The following is a 16,175-nucleotide window of genomic DNA, read 5'->3' as shown; positions in this document are numbered from 1 at the left end:
TGTTAACCTTTAAAGTTTAGATATTCTTTTAATTGTTATGTTGTGTTGTAAGGAAGTGACTGTGTTGAGATCGGGAACCCCAACACCTACCTGCGATACGGCTAAAGCCGATAAGGCGGTTGCGAATGACAAGGTTTGCTCATCGTCCCATTGGTTAAGGTGCCCCCAGCACATCCCGGCAACGAGAGTATCGCCCGCGCCAACCGTACTAACGATGTCGACTTTGGGCGGAGTAGAGTGCAGCCAATAATCGTCTCTTCGCCAAAGAACACCGTCAGCACCCAAAGAAATAACAAGATTTTCGATAGGCTTAGCGCTTTCGATAGACGCTGTGTTTTCTGTCGGCAGCGAGTCTTTAAGAGGTAAAGAGTTTTTAGCAGGCTGTGATTCTGTAATGAGTTTATCGAGAGCGGCAGAAGCATTTATGCATGCCTCTACACTGGAAAGGGGTTGGTTAACTAAGTATCCCAATTCTTCCTCATTAGGCTTGATGAGCCAAGGGCTGGATTGAATACCATGCGCCAATGCTTCTCGGCTACTATCGAATACGACTTTTTTACCGAGCTTGGTGAGCATTTTTATCCAGTTTGCGCACTCAAGCGGAGTAATGCCACGTGGCAAACTGCCAGCGAGTACAAATAAATCGTGGCTTTTCGCGAGTTCTAAAAGTGTATTTTCGAACCGGTGCTTATCTTCTTCTGCAACAGCGACCCCCGGGAAGTTGATGTCACTGACGGATTTGTCATGTTCGACCAACTTGACGTTTATGCGGGTTGCACCTTCTACTCTGATAAATTGGTCGTTTACATCAATATGATCGAAAAGCTGACAAAACATCTCTTGGTTATCTTTGCCCAAGAAACCGGTCACTGTAACGTTTGCGCCAAGCTCTTTAAGCACTCGTGCGACATTCACTCCTTTGCCGGCGGCATGAAATGCGCTTTCATTGACCAAGCTGACACTGCCTTGATTAAGCCTATCCAACGTTCCAGTTAAATCGAGCGCTGGGTTTAGAGTTATAGTGACTATATTTTTCATCGAGTTATCCTTCACCTAAGCCAGATTCAATCGCGACTCCAATAGCATCAAGTGCTTGCTGCGCGTCGGGTCCCGAAGCCGTAAACTTCAATTCGTTGCCCCGTTTTACGCCTAAGGCAATCACTTTCATTAGGCTTTTGGCGTTAGCGGGTTTTCCATCACTATTCAGGTTTTCAACTTTTATCGTTGATTCAAACTTCTTAGCTTCTGCAACCAACATGGCACCCGGGCGTGCGTGCAATCCATGTTCATTTCTTATCTTGAAAACGCCCTCTAGTTCATTCGCGCTATCTACAGCTGGGGCGTTGCTATCGATTTCTTTAGAAGAAAGCATCCCTAGCACCTGTGAAGCTGAAGAGGATAAAAGGGTAGATTGCTCGCCTCGTTCAATGATGTTTTGGAGAGCTGTTAGGCAAGGGATATGGGATTCATCGATGGCTACAACAGCGATAAGTGCTTTTACCTCTTTACCTTGGAATGAGAAGGAATCGGTTACTGATACAAGCGAGAGCCCCGTATTTAGCACACCTTTGCTAGAGCTTGCCATCCACAGCCCTTGCCCTAAATGAGTCGGCTCGGATGAGAGGAGATCACTAATGGTGTTATGACTGCACTTTTCTTGATTCTTTAAGATTCCAGCGGCAACCGCAGTAAGTTGCACCATATCCGTTGCGGGAAAATCGATAAGAATGGATGTTTCTTCCAATACCGGTTTAGCTGAGTTTTTTCCATTCAAAATATCGAGGATTTCGATCGCTTTTGTCGCGACTTTCAACTTGTCTTGAACATCATCTTCTGAGAGCACATTGGTAAGTTGCTTTAGGATACTTAAATGTTCGTCAGACTTAGCAGCAATACCTATGGCAAGGTAAACGATATTGCCATTGCCCCAATCGACTCCTTGAGGAAAGTGATGGATGCTTACGCCCGTTTTCTTAACTAACTTGCGGGTATCGGTTGTTCCATGAGGGATGGCAATGCCGTTCCCAAGGTAGGTGGAAGACTGAGATTCGCGCTCTAACATTCCTTTAACGTAGCTTGATTCCACTAATTCTTTTGCGTTCAAAGTGGTCGCAACTAATTGAATGGCATGCGGTTTAGAACTGGCTTGGCAATCTAAAGTAATATCGCTTTCTTTCAATGTCAGCATGGAGACCTCGTAAAGTAGTTTCATGAATCGATGGCTGATAACGACTCACGATATTGTAATTTAGCTGAATCGATTCAGCTTTTTGGTCAAAAAAATTCAGCAAACGCTTTACATTTGTAGAACCGAACGTCTTTATGCGCATCAAATAGATGCCTAAAAGCGTGGGTATCGTTCACATTTTGTTGTTTTGCTGAATCCTTTCAGCTTTTATACTGAAACGATTCAGCTTATAATTCAAACCTAAAATATCATCAGGATCCCGAATTATGATCCATCGCACACAACAGCAGGGTCCAATATGACACTCGATGAAATAGCCAAGCTGGCAGGCGTTTCAAAAACAACAGCAAGCTACGTGATAAACGGAAAAGCTCAAAAATACCGTATCAGCGAAAGAACCCAGAAAAAAGTAATGGCTGTGGTAGAAGAGCACCAGTTTCGTCCTGATCATGCGGCATCTGCATTACGAGCGGGCAGCAGCCGTTCTTTTGGGTTGGTGATTCCTGATCTTGAAAACACCAGTTACGCTAGGTTGGCGAAATTGCTAGAAGCGCAATCGAGAAATGCTGGCTTTCAGATTTTAATTGGGTGCTCTGATGATGATCCAGAAACGGAAAAAAAAGTCGTTAATGCACTAATTAGCCGGAGAGTTGATGCACTTTTTGTTGCCAGTGCTATTGCCGATGGTTCCGATTTTTATCGGCAGATTCAGCAAAGCGGCACCCCTGTTATTGCCATTGACCGAGCATTAGACGATGAGCATTTTGCTTGTGTAATCAGTGAGGATTTTGAAGGTGCTAAGTCACTAACAGACTCGATGATGAGTGGCTCTGTAAAATCGGTAGGGTTACTGGGTGCAATGCCAGAACTGAATGTTTCCAAAGAGCGTGAAATGGGGTTTTTGAAAGCTGTTGGTGGTCATAATTGCGAAGTGTATAAAGCGTATGGCGACCACTTTAATCGGGAGAATGGGCACGCCCTTTTTTCAAATTGGATAAATATGGGCACCGTTCCAGATGCCATCGTAGTGACTTCTTATACTCTGTTAGAAGGTATTCTCGATGCTTTGTTAGACAAACCTGATCTGCTGAATACAATCAAGCTTGGTACTTTTGGTGATAACAGACTTCTTGATTTTCTACCTATAAAAGTGAATTCGCTGCCACAGCAATTTGAGTTAATCGCAGACAGTGCCATGGAGCTTGCTTTAAATGCTTCGGCAAAGCGATATCAGTCTGGGTTAGAGTTTATTAATCGAAAATTGATTATTCGACAATAATATCGGTTTTGTTTAGCGTAAACTTCAAAACCTCTTAAATATATTTATTAGTAGAATATTACGTCACTTAAACCTTAGACGGAGAAATAAAAAACGTTGAACAGTATTACGATATTGTTGAAAGGAAAATAAATGCCAATGGAAATATATGTCACCCTGTGTAAATCGTTAATAATGATATTTAAGGGTACATCTAAATGAAAAAAATCTTATTGGCTTTTGCATTGCTGCTTTCTTCGTCTTTTGCCAATGCAAGTTATTTGAAAGAATGTGGAACAGGTCATGCTCTTGCTGGCGGTGTCGCTGGTGGCTGGGTAGCGGTTACTCTAAATATTTCATCCAGCACAAGTGATGCATCTTCTTCTTATCTGACGACCCCTTCACTTTGTGGTTTCTCTTTATGGGCGGCAGCAAAGTTTATTGATTCAAATTACCCAATGCTAGAACAAGATACTGCAACGGGTAATGGTGAACACGTCGTTGCAATGTTAGACATTTTGGAATGTGACGATGTCGCTCGCCAAGAGATGTCAGCGTCTATTCGCAACGATTTCAAACAGCATGTAGAGAACGAATACTACTTGAACGCCTCTCACGAAGAAAAAGTAGCGAACTACTTTAATTCTCTAGTGGGCTCGTTAGATAAAACATCTGGTACTTGCCAGGCTGTTTAAACCTTACATTTTTATATTGAAGTAACAAGCGCATGGGGATTCTCATGCGCTTTTTTATATGCGATATCCCATGAATAAAATTATCTTAGTCAGCCTCGCCTCGACGTGCTTTTCATTCTTTATTGCAGCAAAAGGTATTGCTGCAACTAAAAGCGTTGCTGCAACAAAAAGCATTGCTGAAGAATACGCGACTGGGCAAGTGCTACATTCTTCAACCATAGAAGCACTTGCGGTGTCACCTCGGTGGAAAAAGCTTTTTCATTTTAAAAACGGGTCAAGCCAAATAAAAAATGGTTCCTTTTTTCTTTCACCTGAAGGTGGCAATAACGCTTTTGCTGAGTTAGTTGAAACGATAAACGCCATAAAAAAGCCACAAGGTGAATACCCCGTCGATCTACATCCACAATGTACGTATCCAGCGCGTGTGCAGTGGCTGAAGCGGGAACTCGGCGATTCGCTCATATTGCCAGAGGTAAATTGCCCAACCTATTCCGATTGGAAGCACATGAACAATGCCGAGTCGGTCAGTGTTATTTTTGTTTCAGGCTTTTTCGGTAATCCGGCATCGTTCTTTGGTCATTTGATGTTAAAGATGAATCAACCGTCTGGAAAGTCGGATGCAGACTCTCCTTTACTGGACATGAGCATTAACTATGGAGCCGACGTCCCCGACGGCGATGGACCAATAAAATATATGGCTTATGGCTTATTGGGAGGATACGAAGCCTCTTACACCCAAGAAGACTATTACATCTACGACGCAAGCTATGCCGAGATCGAACAACGAGTTCTGTGGGAATATAAGTTAAACCTGACAGCCGAAGAAGTCGATTTGTTGCAAGATCATCTTTGGGAAATTGGACAAGCGAAATTTACTTACTATTTCCTATCGTTTAACTGTGCATCTCAATTGGCGAACTTCATTAATGTTGTCGTTGATTCCCCATTATTAAATCAAAATCAACCTTGGGATATGCCGATCGATGTTTTTAAAAATATTGCGAAAACAAAGCATCATGGAGAAGATTTACTGCTCAAGGTTAAAAAAAGAGATTCAAAATACGACCGTTTGCATGCGAAGTACGCAGATTTATCTTATACAGAAAAGGCAATAGCGAAGCGCTTAATTGATAACGTTCAATTTTTGAATAGCGACGAGTACCTAGCGTTGAATAGCACGTCAAAATCCAAAATCTTAAGCACCCTCTATGATTACGTCGAGTTGGAAATGTCGCGAGCAAACGAGGTCGAAATCGATGCTTACAAAGCGGTAAAGAGAAAGCTCATGCTTGCTAATTTGGAATTGGCGCCAGTCGAACTTAGCAAAATCAGGCAAGAGGGTTTGCCACCACATCAAGCCCAAAATCCAATTTTAGGCAGCATTGCGTGGGTTCATAATCTGCAAAATGGCGGCGCTATGGAGTTTAGAACAAGAATTGGTTATTACGATTTTCTATCCATAGAAGCTTCTCGGTTCAAGGATTCTAACGCAACATTTTTAGACGCAAGAATTCGGACAGACGGCAATAAGGCTTGGTTGCACTCATTTGATTTTTTGAACATTGCTGCGTTGAACATATTGGATGTCGATTTGTTTGAAGAGTCACGTTGGGCGTGGAACACACGCGTTACGCTTGAACAAGCGGATCTGAAGACACAAAACGATGAGAGGTTTCGCCTTTATTCGGGCTTCGGCTTTGCTACACGAATTTTTGGAGAAGCAGCAACCTACGCAATGCCTTCGGTAAGAGTGGACGCGACTCAATTTAACGATTCTTATGTCGGAATAGATTTGGGGCTTCTTTACACGGCAAACAGTCTATGGAAATCGCATTTGAAACTCACCCCATATGCGAGCTCTAACTCAGAACATCCCATCTCCTTTAAGCTCAGTTGGGAAAACAGGTTTGGCGACAGTGCTACGTGGGACACCCGAGTCAAAATTGAACACGACAAGCAAGCGGAAGTAACCTTATCAAGCAATTGGTATTTTTGATTCTTGCTTGGTGCGTTTGATTGATGGCTGTGATTTGAACCAAAACAGAAATCTCATGACCAAAAGTGAGAATCATTTTCATGTAAAGTGATCTGCTTCTCACTTATGAGCTGTTTATAAAATAAAAATTTTGTTTGATATTTCATATTAAATCGATTGCATTTTGGTTGTGCGATTGTACCTCTTCTATTTTTTCCCTTCTTATTCAGTTGTTTCTAAATAAAACCGTCATAAAACGCACAAATCAAAAGTGTGATTTTCGCCGAACTTTGAGTTCTATACTTTTTTCTTATCGCAAGGTTTCTTATCCCCAAACAAACTAGGGAAGAATAATAATGGAAAATACCACGAGATCTTTGCAGTTGTTGAAGACGCTCAAAGCCAAGCTCATTGCGGCATTTACCGCCGTTTTGCTGACTTTGGCTATCATTGGGCTTACTTCGTACTTGGCTTTAACAACAGCGTCAGATGGCTTTAAGAATTATCGCGAGTTGGCAAGAGACAGTAACCTTGCCGGCATTCTTCAATCAAACATGTTGATGGTAAGAATGAACGTAAAAGACTTCTTACTCACAGGTAGCCAGAAGGATATAGACCAATACAATGATTATTTTCAAGAGGTTGAAAGCCTTTTAAACGTTGCCGACAAAGAGATCAATAAGCCTGAAAGGGCTGCAATGGTCAAAGAGCTTAACAAAGAAATCCACAGCTACAACGAAACATTTGATGTGATAAAGCGTTATCGTGTTGAACGTAATGAGCTTGTCAATGACGTATTGAATGTTCGTGGACCAAAAATGGAGAAGAATCTTACTGCATTGATGCTGAGTGCATCAGAGAATGCCAACTCGGAACTTGCGTATCGTACTGGCTTAGCGATGCGTAACTTATTGCTCGCACGTTTGTATGTGATCAAGTATCTCGAAAGTAACGAAACGTCGGCTGCTGAAAGAGTAAGATTTGAATTCAACAACTTTGACAAAGAAATTCAAGAGCTACGTACTCTGATTGATTCGTCTTCCGATCTCGCTTTGGTATCTGAAACGTCGGCAATGGAAAAAGAGTACATGAACGCTTTTGAAAGCGTCGTGGGTATCATTGTTGACCGCAATGACAAAGTGAGCAATACACTCGATGTGATTGGTCCTCAGTTTGCTGCATTGGTAGAAGACTTAAAACTGTCGGTGAAGAACGATCAGGATCAACTTGGACCAGAACTTAAAGCTAAAAATGAAAACGCAGTCAACACTATCGTAATTGTGTTTGTTGTCGCGCTTCTGGTGAGTGTTGGGATTGTGTTTGTTCTAACGAAAGTCGTTATGCGTCAACTGGGTAAAGACCCGAGTGAACTCGCCCAAATAGCAAACGCCATTTCTCGCGGCGAACTGGACGAGAAATACGATGAGCGTGAACCTGAAGGCGTCTTTTTATCCATGCTCAAAATGCGTGATAACTTGCGTATAGGCAGAGAAAAAGAGAAAGAAGAACGCAGAATAGCGGGCACGAATGCGCGCATTAAAAACGCTTTAGACAACGCCAGTTCCAACGTAATGATTGCTGACCGTAACTATAACGTTATCTACATGAATGACTCTATCCTGAGCATGATGAAAGAGGCGGAATCGGATATTCAGAAAGACATTTCAGGATTTGATCATCAATCGCTGATGGGGAATCCCATCGATAAACAACTCAAATACTTCGCTGAGAAAAAAACAACCTTCGATCATTTAACTCAAACTTTCACAGACGAATTGGAAATTGGAGGACGAACGTTTGCATTGGTTGCAAGCCCGGTCATTGTTGATAATCAAAGAGTCGGAACAGTTGTAGAGTGGGATGACCGTACTGAATACCTCGCACAGGAGCATGAGAAAGCCCGAGTGGCATCAGAAAATGCGCGCGTGAAGTACGCCCTAGATGGTTCTTCAGGCAAAGTAATGATTGTGGACACAAATTACGATGTCATTTATATGAATGATGCCGTTAAGTCGATGATGGAGAGTGCATCGAGAGATATCCGAAACGATGTAAGAGACTTCGATGTGAAGGGAATAAGCGGTCAGAAAATCGATAAGTACTTCCGTGCTTTCACCGAGCACTTACCGCGCCTAGATAAGCTCTCTAGTACGTTTGAACACGAAATCATTGTTGGCGGTCATACGTTCGCTATTGTTGCGAACCCAGTTTCGGTCAATGGAGCACGGGTAGGTACCGTTGTAGAGTGGGACGACCGTACAGATTGGTTAGCGGAAGAGCGTGAAAAAGCACGAGTTGCATCAGAAAATGCTCGGGTTAAATATGCTCTAGATAGTGTTTCTGGCAACGTGATGATTGCGGATCCCGAGCTTAAAGTCATCTATGCCAACAAAGCACTCGAAGAAATGATGCGTATGGCGGAGCAAGACATAAGGCAGCAAATACCAGAGTTTAAACTGGACGGTTTGCATGGAATTGATGTTGCCAAGTTCTTCAAAAATCCAATTCAGCAACGTGGCACGTTGAGCCAACTTAAAAACACCAATCGATCTATTGAAGATATCGGGAACCGCGTTTTTGCCCTTACTTCAAACCCAATTGAAGTAGACGGCAAGCGCATCGGTACGGTTGTCGAGTGGGTCGATAGGACCGCGGAAGTTAATATTGAAAAAGAAATCGATGAAATCGTGATGGCGGCATCTAACGGTGATTTGAGCAAGAAAATCAACTTAGATGGCAAAGAAGGGTTCTTTGGTAACTTGAGCATGGGGCTTAACGATCTAGTGAGTACGGTCGAAGTAGCGATGAATGATGTAATGAATACCTTAGGAGCCATGGCTAAAGGGGATTTAACGTCGCGCATCACCAACGACTATCAAGGCAGCTTTGGTAAGCTAAAAGAAGATACGAATGCCACGGCAGAAAAGCTGACAGAGGTGATCAGCAGTATTCGAACCTCGGCAAATTCGGTCTCTCAAGGCGCAAATGAAATCGCTCAAGGCAATACCGACTTAAGCCAGCGCACAGAGGCACAAGCATCTAACCTTGAAGAAACATCAGCCAGCATGGAGCAAATGACGGGTACAGTGAAACAAAGCTCGGAACGTGCGGAAAATGCTAATGAGCTGTCGAAAGAGGCGGAATTGCAAGCGGAGAAAGGCGGTAAGGTTGTCGACCAAGCTGTCGCGGCGATGAAAGAGATCAATAGTTCCAGTAAAGAGATTTCTGAAATCATTGGTGTCATCGATGAAATTGCTTTCCAAACTAACCTATTAGCTTTGAATGCAGCTGTCGAAGCCGCTCGGGCTGGTGAACAAGGAAGAGGCTTCGCTGTGGTTGCTGGTGAAGTTCGCAATCTTGCACAGCGCTCCTCGCAAGCCGCGAAAGAAATTAAAGATCTGATACGCGATAGCCAAACCAAGGTTGAAGAGGGCACCGAACTCGTGAATCAATCTGGTGAAACACTGCAAGAAATAGTGGATTCCGTGTCTAAGGTGAGCGCTATGATGCAAGAAATTACCGATTCTGCGAGAGAGCAAAGTGAAGGTATTGGGCAGGTCAATACTGCGATTGTTCAGATGGATCAGATGACTCAGCAAAATGCAGCACTGGTAGAGGAGGCTTCTGCTGCTGGGGAATCGATGGCGCAGCAAGCCAGTAATATGAATAAGACAATGGATTTCTTTAGACTCAGTGGCGGTCAAAACTCTCAACTCACCCCTAGTAGAGACAGCCAGGCGAAAATTCTAAAGCTCGGATAACTCGAAATATAATGGGTTATTCAAGAAAATAGAAACTAAAACCTCCAATTATGTTGGAGGTTTTTTTATTGAGGGGAATAATCTAGAAAAATGCTGAAATCTTGTTCATTGAGGTTCCCAGAGTTTAAGTGTAGATTTACTCAATAAGGGTTAAGACAAACCGTATTTCAGGGAAGGAATTCGATGCCAGAGAAAGGTACAGAGCACATCGTGATCATTGGCGCAGGCGTGATCGGTCTTACATCAGCGTATGAGCTGCTAAAGCGTGGGTATAAAGTCACGGTGTTGGAGAAAGAGAGCACTGTCGCGATGGGAACAAGTCATGCAAACGGTGCTCAGCTCAGCTACACCTTTGTGGATGCGATGGCTTCTCTTAATTTGATTAAGAAAATCCCTTCCGTACTTGCAGGACAAGATCCCGCACTTAAATTTCAATGGCAGTCGTCAATTAAACTCAACGTGTGGGGAGCGAGATTCCTCTACAACGGCTTGCCATTTAATGAGGAAAAGAACAGCGAAAACCTATTTCGCTTATCCTTATATTCTAAAAAAGCGATGGAACGTATTCAGAGCGAGACTGGTGTTGAGTTTGATTTCAGACCTTGTGGAAAGTTGGTTGTGTATGAAAGCCAAGCGGCACTAGATAGCGCCAAAGAAAGCGTCGAGAGAAAAGCAAATTGGGGTTACCAACAACACACTCTAAGCGCTTCAGATTGTGTGACCAAAGAACCCGCTTTGAAAGCCATCAGCGCTCACTTAGCTGGCGGGCTTTACTCCGATATAGATGATATTGGAGACGCTGAACGTTTCTGTTACTCAATGCTTAAATACCTCAACGAACATGAAAAGTTTTCGATTAACCTTGGTTGTGAAGTAACAGGGTTAGATGTTGACCAAAACACTATCACGACAGTAAATACAACTTTGGGTGACATAAGTGCCGATAAAGTCGTAATGGCGGCTGGTCACGCATCGGATGCGCTGTTAAAACCGTTAGGTGTTTCATTATCTATCTATCCGGTAAAAGGTTATAGCTTAACTTTTCCAGCGATCGAAACGTCTCCGGATGTCAGTATTACTGACATCAGCAACAAGTTCGTACTGGGTCGTATTGGCAACAAAGTACGAGTGGCGGGGTTTGCTGATTTTGTTCAGAGCTCACCCAAAAATACCCTTGATCGAGTAGAAGAGCTGTTGGAGGTTTGCAGAACAAGATTCCCTGATGCTGCTGATTACGACACGATACTTGAAAAATGGGAAGGCAGCAGACCGTGTACACCATCGAGTATGCCGATTATTGATAGAGTTGGAGCAAGTAATCTGTTCGCGAATACTGGGCACGGAATGTATGGATGGACGCTAGCAGCTGGTTCTGCGTGTTTACTTGCCGATCGAATATCCGAGGGTACACTTTGGCAACAATATGGTGGCACTTCTTGTCAGGAACATTCCGTTTTTAATCGCAAGTGACGATTAGACAAATTGGACTTCGGTAAATCGGGTACTTCATGCTTTTCATGGATTAGATGCCGAATAGCTAATATAGGGTGATGAAGCAGCATTCTGGGACCAGAATATCGCATAATGACTCTCATCTTTTCCTTGGGTTCAGGTTTGTAGCAGTGAATTGGGCAGCGATTACACGTTGGCTTAGTTTCACCATAAGGGCAACGATCCAAACGTGTTTCGGCGTAACTTTCTAGTGATTGACAGTCTGTGCAGGAAGGAGAGTGATGTGCCTTGCAATAAATCTCGATCATTGCAGATACCGTTTTGAATTCTGTTTTCAGTTTTCCACGCAAAATGTCGCTGCTACTTTTCATCGTTTTTCTCACATAGACTTTAACGCCTATAGGATATTACTTAAAAACGAAGACGCTCTTGATATTCTTCAATTGTCTCAGTGATTATTGAATTAGAACCACTAGACCTTCAAATCGGTGCCTTGCCTGAAAACCAAGCCCAAGATCTATATATAAGAAGTCGCTGAACCTAGCATCTTGAGGTAGCTTGAGTATATACTCTGCCTGTTTTTAATTGGCTGGATCAACAATGAGCAACGAACAAGAAACAATAATGACGGATGAACACCTTCGCGAAGTAGTAGAAAACCAAATAGCCGATGGTGATCCGATCAAAGTAAAAGAGACGTTAATGCGCCTTATGATGACGGGTAACTCTCGTGAAGACGCCATTGATATGATCGCGTGTGCGTTAATGTTAGAAGTATTTGGTGTTGTGAAAAATGAAGAACCTTTTAATTTGAAAAGGTACAAAGAACACTTAGACGAGCTGCCAGAAATGAGTTGGCTAGACGAAGACTAAAACCGTTTAAGCCCAACAAAGCCGATACGCGTGACTAGTCCGGTGGCGCGTATTGGGCAATGTAATGCTTAAGTGATTTTGTATCACTTGTCGCAAATTGAGTTTCTAGAACTTCCAGTGCAATTACTCGGTCTACACGGAAATTACGATAAGCATTTCGCAATTCACACCAAGCAATCAGTGTCCAAACTTTACCCCAAAATATTTGCCCTAAAGGCTGAATAAGCCTCTCTGAAACATCACCGCTTTCAGCTTGATACTTCATTTTCACTAAATTTTGATTTTTCGTCGCATTACGTAGCATTTGGCTTCGCGCTGCGGTGTCTGACTGGATATGGTAGTCAGGCACAATAAGAGGAAACTCTTCAACTTGCCGCTTAAGGCTATCTGGAAGAACCGACATAATTTTGCGAGACGCAGACTGGCTGGCGTCAGCAAGCTCTTTGTCGGACCACGCTCTTACCATTCTCATCCCGAGCTCAAGTGCTATCATTTCTTGTTCACTAAACATAAGCGGTGGAAGGTGAGAGCCGGATTTAAGCATATATCCAACTCCCGCCTCTCCTTCAATTGGGACGCCAGACAACATGAGTGATTGAATATCTCGATAGATAGTCCGTTCACTGACCTCCATTGTCTCAGCGAGGTATTTTGCTGTGACGGCGTAACGCTTTGAGCGTAATAAAGTCAATAGCTCGAACAGTCTTTCAGATTTACTCATGTGTCTATCGCATCCTTACGGGTAGGGAAATTTTTAGTTTGATTACGTTAGTTCGTACAGCCAGTATCTGACTTGATGATTTGATGCTGCATATCTACGGACTCCATGTTGATTTTGGAGGCGTAATCCTGAGTTTCAGGTGCAGCCATAAACTCTTTAGACGCAGCTTGTGCCTTTTCCATGTCTTGCCAGTATACCGTGTCTGTCCATGTTTCTTTTTGCTGATTGTAGCTCAATGAGCGATACAAAAAACCTTCTGAGCGTTTTAAAAAACCAACGATTTGATCAGATGCTTCAATTAGTTGCGATTCGGTAACGCCATCCAATACTTTGTAATTAACTACTTCGATTACTTGTTCCATGATTGTGTTCCTTGTTGTTGAGTTCAGGAACATATTAAAAAAGAGGGGTGACAGAATCTGTCAGTACAATAAAAAAGCAAATGAAAATAAAATGTTGCAATTTTACTGTTAACTCTGTGTCAGAGTTGTGCAAACTAAACCTTTGTTTTAGATAGTAAGTTTAGGTTATTTGTCTGTGTGTGGCGCAAAATTCCGAGATAATATGGATGTTGATATAGATCAATAGCGACTTTCTTCTGGTGGAAAATTTAGTTGCTGCTACAAAATCTGATTCACCTTGTTGCATAAAATTAACATGTGTTTGCGAGTCATTGTTCAAATTAGATCTTTTATAGGTGCCGAATTCGTTAGTCCAATCTATGGTTATTTTGCAACGCATTCTAAGTTTTGATGCGTTGAGCAGTTTGATCTTTCTAATAGATTTTAAGGATAAAGAGATGAATCATTCGCACCAAATTAGTGAGAAAAAGGGTCTTTTCTCATTAAGCACTATCGCTGCTTCTTGCATGTTGGCATTGAGCGCATTTTCTGCCCCTGCGGCGGCTGCAACACCAGTAGATCACGAAGCTTGTCGACCAGACGGCCTTTATCAAACTCCTGGCGTAACCGTCCCTTATTGTACAATTTACGACCAAGAAGGTCGTGAAAAAATGGGTATGGATCACCCAAGAAGACTTATCGGTTACTTCACTAGCTGGCGTGCTGGTGATGACCCTCAAGCACAATACTTAGTTAAAGATATTCCATGGGAGCAGTTGACCCATATTAACTATGCATTTGTGAGCATCGGATCCGACGGTAAAGTTAATGTTGGTGATGTTAACGATCCAAACAACGCAGCGGTTGGTAAAACATGGCCAGGTGTTGAAGTTGATCCTGCATTGGGCTTTAAAGGTCACTTCGGTGCACTTGCCACTGCAAAACAGAAACACGGCGTAAAAACGTTGATCTCTATCGGCGGTTGGGCCGAAACGGGTGGTCACTTTGGTGCTGATGGTACGCGTGTAGCAGACGGTGGTTTCTACACAATGACAACCAATGCCGATGGTTCTATCAATCATGCGGGTATCGAAAAGTTCGCAGCGTCTGCTGTGGAAATGATGCGTAAGTACAAGTTTGATGGTTTGGATATTGATTACGAATACCCAACATCAATGGCTGGTGCTGGTAACCCAGACGATAAAGCGTTCATGGAACCTCGTCGCCAATACCTATGGGCATCGTATCAAGAATTGATGAAAGTGCTTCGTCAGAAAGTGGATGCAGCGTCTGCACAAGATGGCAACCACTACATGCTGACAATTGCAGCGCCTTCCTCAGGTTACCTGCTTCGTGGTATGGAAACGTTTGACGTTACTAAGTACCTCGATTACGTAAACATCATGTCTTACGACTTGCACGGTGCGTGGAACGACCACGTAGGTCATAACGCAGCGTTGTACGACACAGGTAAAGATTCTGAGCTAGCGCAGTGGAATGTATACGGTACAGCGGCATACGGTGGTATCGGTTACTTAAACACTGACTGGGCTTACCACTACTTCCGCGGTTCTATGCCTGCTGGTCGTATTAACATCGGTGTTCCATACTACTCACGTGGTTGGCAAGGTGTTAATGGTGGCGAAAACGGTCTTTGGGGACGCGCTCCGCTTCCTAACCAAAACGAGTGTCTTCCAGGCACTGGTGAAGGTGAGAAAAACAACTGTGGTTACGGTGCGACTGGTGTAGACAACATGTGGCACGATACCGATCCTAAGACCAAAAAAGAAATGGGTGCGGGTTCTAACCCAATCTGGCATGCGAAGAACCTTGAGAAAGGTATTTACGGTTCATACGCAGAAGCTTACAAGCTAGACCCTGTTAACAATCCAGACCACAAATTGGTTGGCAACTACGTTCGTCATTACGACAGTGTGGCAGTGGCACCTTGGCTATGGAACGCACAGAAGAGCGTATTCCTTTCTATCGAAGACAAAGACTCTATCAATGTGAAAGCGGATTACGTCATCGATAAAGAGATCGGCGGTATCATGTTCTGGGAACTCGCGGGTGACTACAACTGTTACGTGTTAGATGCTCAAGGAAACCGTACAACGGTTGATGCAACTGAACAAGCTTGTACGACTGGCAATGGTGAGTACCACATGGGTAACACCATGACCAAAGCGATGTACGACAAGTTCCAAGCGGCAACACCTTATGGAAACAAAGTGGGTGTTCTACCTACACCAACTGAAGCAGTTGATATTGCTGTAAGTGTTGGTGGCTTTAAAGTGGGTGACCAAAACTACCCAATTAACCCGAAAGTCACGTTCACGAACAACACAGGTACTGAACTACCTGGCGGAACTGAATTCCAGTTCGATATCCCAGTATCTGCTCCGGATAACGCTAAAGATCAATCTGGTGGCGGTCTGAAAGTGATTGCTTCTGGTCATACTCGTGCGAACAACATTGGTGGTCTAGATGGACCGATGCACCGTGTTTCTTTCTCTCTACCTAACTGGAAAGCACTACCAGCTGGCGGTACTTACGAGCTTGATATGGTTTACTACCTACCAATCTCTGGCCCTGCTAACTACAGTGTGAAAGTGAATGGTAAAGAGTACGCGTTTAAGTTTGAGCAACCAAACCTACCAATTGGCGACCTAAACGGTGGCGGTGGTCCTGGTGGCCCTGGTGACGGTACGTGTAGTACTACTGGCATCAACGTTTACCCTAACTGGCCTCAAACAGACTGGGCGGGTAATCCAAACCATGCTAACACGGGTGACCAAATGGTTCACAACAACACGGTTTACAAAGCAAACTGGTGGACGAAATCTGTTCCTGGAAGCGATGGCAGCTGGACTAAAGTGTGTGCAGTAAAGTAATTTGATACTGGTCCACA

Annotated in this window: 12 protein-coding genes; 7 read left to right on the top strand and 5 right to left on the bottom strand. The window is 43.4% G+C overall.

What is annotated here, in order from left to right; all coding sequences use genetic code 11:
* Window positions 1-9 precede the first annotated feature (9 nt).
* Complete coding sequence (locus tag CW749_RS24820; RefSeq protein WP_101115153.1) at window positions 10-1,038, bottom strand: hexose kinase; 1,029 nt, start codon at window positions 1,036-1,038, stop codon at window positions 10-12.
* 4 nt (window positions 1,039-1,042) lie between these two features.
* Window positions 1,043-2,188 (bottom strand): fused PTS fructose transporter subunit IIA/HPr protein, encoded by a 1,146-nt coding sequence (gene fruB / locus CW749_RS24815; protein WP_101115152.1) that lies wholly within the window; start codon window positions 2,186-2,188, stop codon window positions 1,043-1,045.
* Window positions 2,189-2,486: 298 nt separating this feature from the next.
* On the opposite strand from fruB, the gene cra reads away from it, so the two are divergent.
* The 5 genes from cra to CW749_RS24790 all read left to right on the top strand — a co-directional run bounded on the left by cra (window position 2,487) and on the right by CW749_RS24790 (window position 11,347).
* Window positions 2,487-3,467 (top strand): catabolite repressor/activator, encoded by a 981-nt coding sequence (gene cra / locus CW749_RS24810; RefSeq protein ID WP_101115151.1) that lies wholly within the window; start codon window positions 2,487-2,489, stop codon window positions 3,465-3,467.
* A 197-nt stretch (window positions 3,468-3,664) separates the two neighbouring features.
* Window positions 3,665-4,141 carry a DUF3015 family protein gene (locus tag CW749_RS24805; RefSeq protein ID WP_101115150.1) on the top strand — a complete coding sequence of 159 codons (477 nt, stop codon included), beginning with the start codon at window positions 3,665-3,667 and terminating at the stop codon, window positions 4,139-4,141.
* A gap of 70 nt (window positions 4,142-4,211) precedes the next feature.
* The gene (locus CW749_RS24800) at window positions 4,212-6,137 is read left to right on the top strand and encodes a DUF4105 domain-containing protein (RefSeq protein WP_180958487.1); all 1,926 of its coding nucleotides are present in this window, start codon (window positions 4,212-4,214) and stop codon (window positions 6,135-6,137) included.
* Window positions 6,138-6,472: 335 nt separating this feature from the next.
* Window positions 6,473-9,877: a methyl-accepting chemotaxis protein gene (locus CW749_RS24795; RefSeq protein WP_101115148.1), complete on the top strand. Its 3,405-nt coding sequence runs from the start codon at window positions 6,473-6,475 to the stop codon at window positions 9,875-9,877.
* A gap of 183 nt (window positions 9,878-10,060) precedes the next feature.
* Complete coding sequence (locus tag CW749_RS24790) at window positions 10,061-11,347, top strand: FAD-dependent oxidoreductase (protein WP_101115147.1); 1,287 nt, start codon at window positions 10,061-10,063, stop codon at window positions 11,345-11,347.
* Here the strand turns inward: CW749_RS24790 and CW749_RS24785 are convergent.
* Window positions 11,317-11,700, bottom strand: coding sequence for a nitrous oxide-stimulated promoter family protein (locus CW749_RS24785; RefSeq protein WP_101115146.1), 384 nt, complete (start codon window positions 11,698-11,700; stop codon window positions 11,317-11,319). The two genes, CW749_RS24790 and CW749_RS24785, sit on opposite strands and share 31 nt — an antisense overlap.
* Window positions 11,701-11,929: 229 nt before the next feature.
* Between CW749_RS24785 and CW749_RS24780 the strand changes: the two genes are divergently transcribed.
* Entirely contained in the window at window positions 11,930-12,202 is a 273-nt protein-coding gene (locus CW749_RS24780; protein WP_101115145.1) for a hypothetical protein, read from the top strand.
* 34 nt (window positions 12,203-12,236) lie between these two features.
* Here CW749_RS24780 and CW749_RS24775 read toward each other — a convergent pair whose 3' ends face one another.
* Complete coding sequence (locus CW749_RS24775; RefSeq protein WP_101115144.1) at window positions 12,237-12,923, bottom strand: YafY family protein; 687 nt, start codon at window positions 12,921-12,923, stop codon at window positions 12,237-12,239.
* Window positions 12,924-12,970: 47 nt separating this feature from the next.
* Window positions 12,971-13,285 carry a hypothetical protein gene (locus CW749_RS24770; RefSeq protein ID WP_101115143.1) on the bottom strand — a complete coding sequence of 105 codons (315 nt, stop codon included), beginning with the start codon at window positions 13,283-13,285 and terminating at the stop codon, window positions 12,971-12,973.
* Window positions 13,286-13,722: 437 nt separating this feature from the next.
* Between CW749_RS24770 and CW749_RS24765 the strand changes: the two genes are divergently transcribed.
* A complete protein-coding gene (locus CW749_RS24765) occupies window positions 13,723-16,158 on the top strand; it encodes a glycosyl hydrolase family 18 protein (RefSeq protein ID WP_101115163.1) in 2,436 nt (811 codons plus the stop codon).
* Window positions 16,159-16,175: the final 17 nt, after the last annotated feature.

The sequence above is a fragment of the Vibrio sp. vnigr-6D03 genome (assembly GCF_002835515.1).
Lineage (GTDB): Bacteria > Pseudomonadota > Gammaproteobacteria > Enterobacterales > Vibrionaceae > Vibrio > Vibrio penaeicida.
Note: the sequence above shows the minus strand (reverse complement) of the source record. Positions and strands in the feature narration are given on the sequence as shown.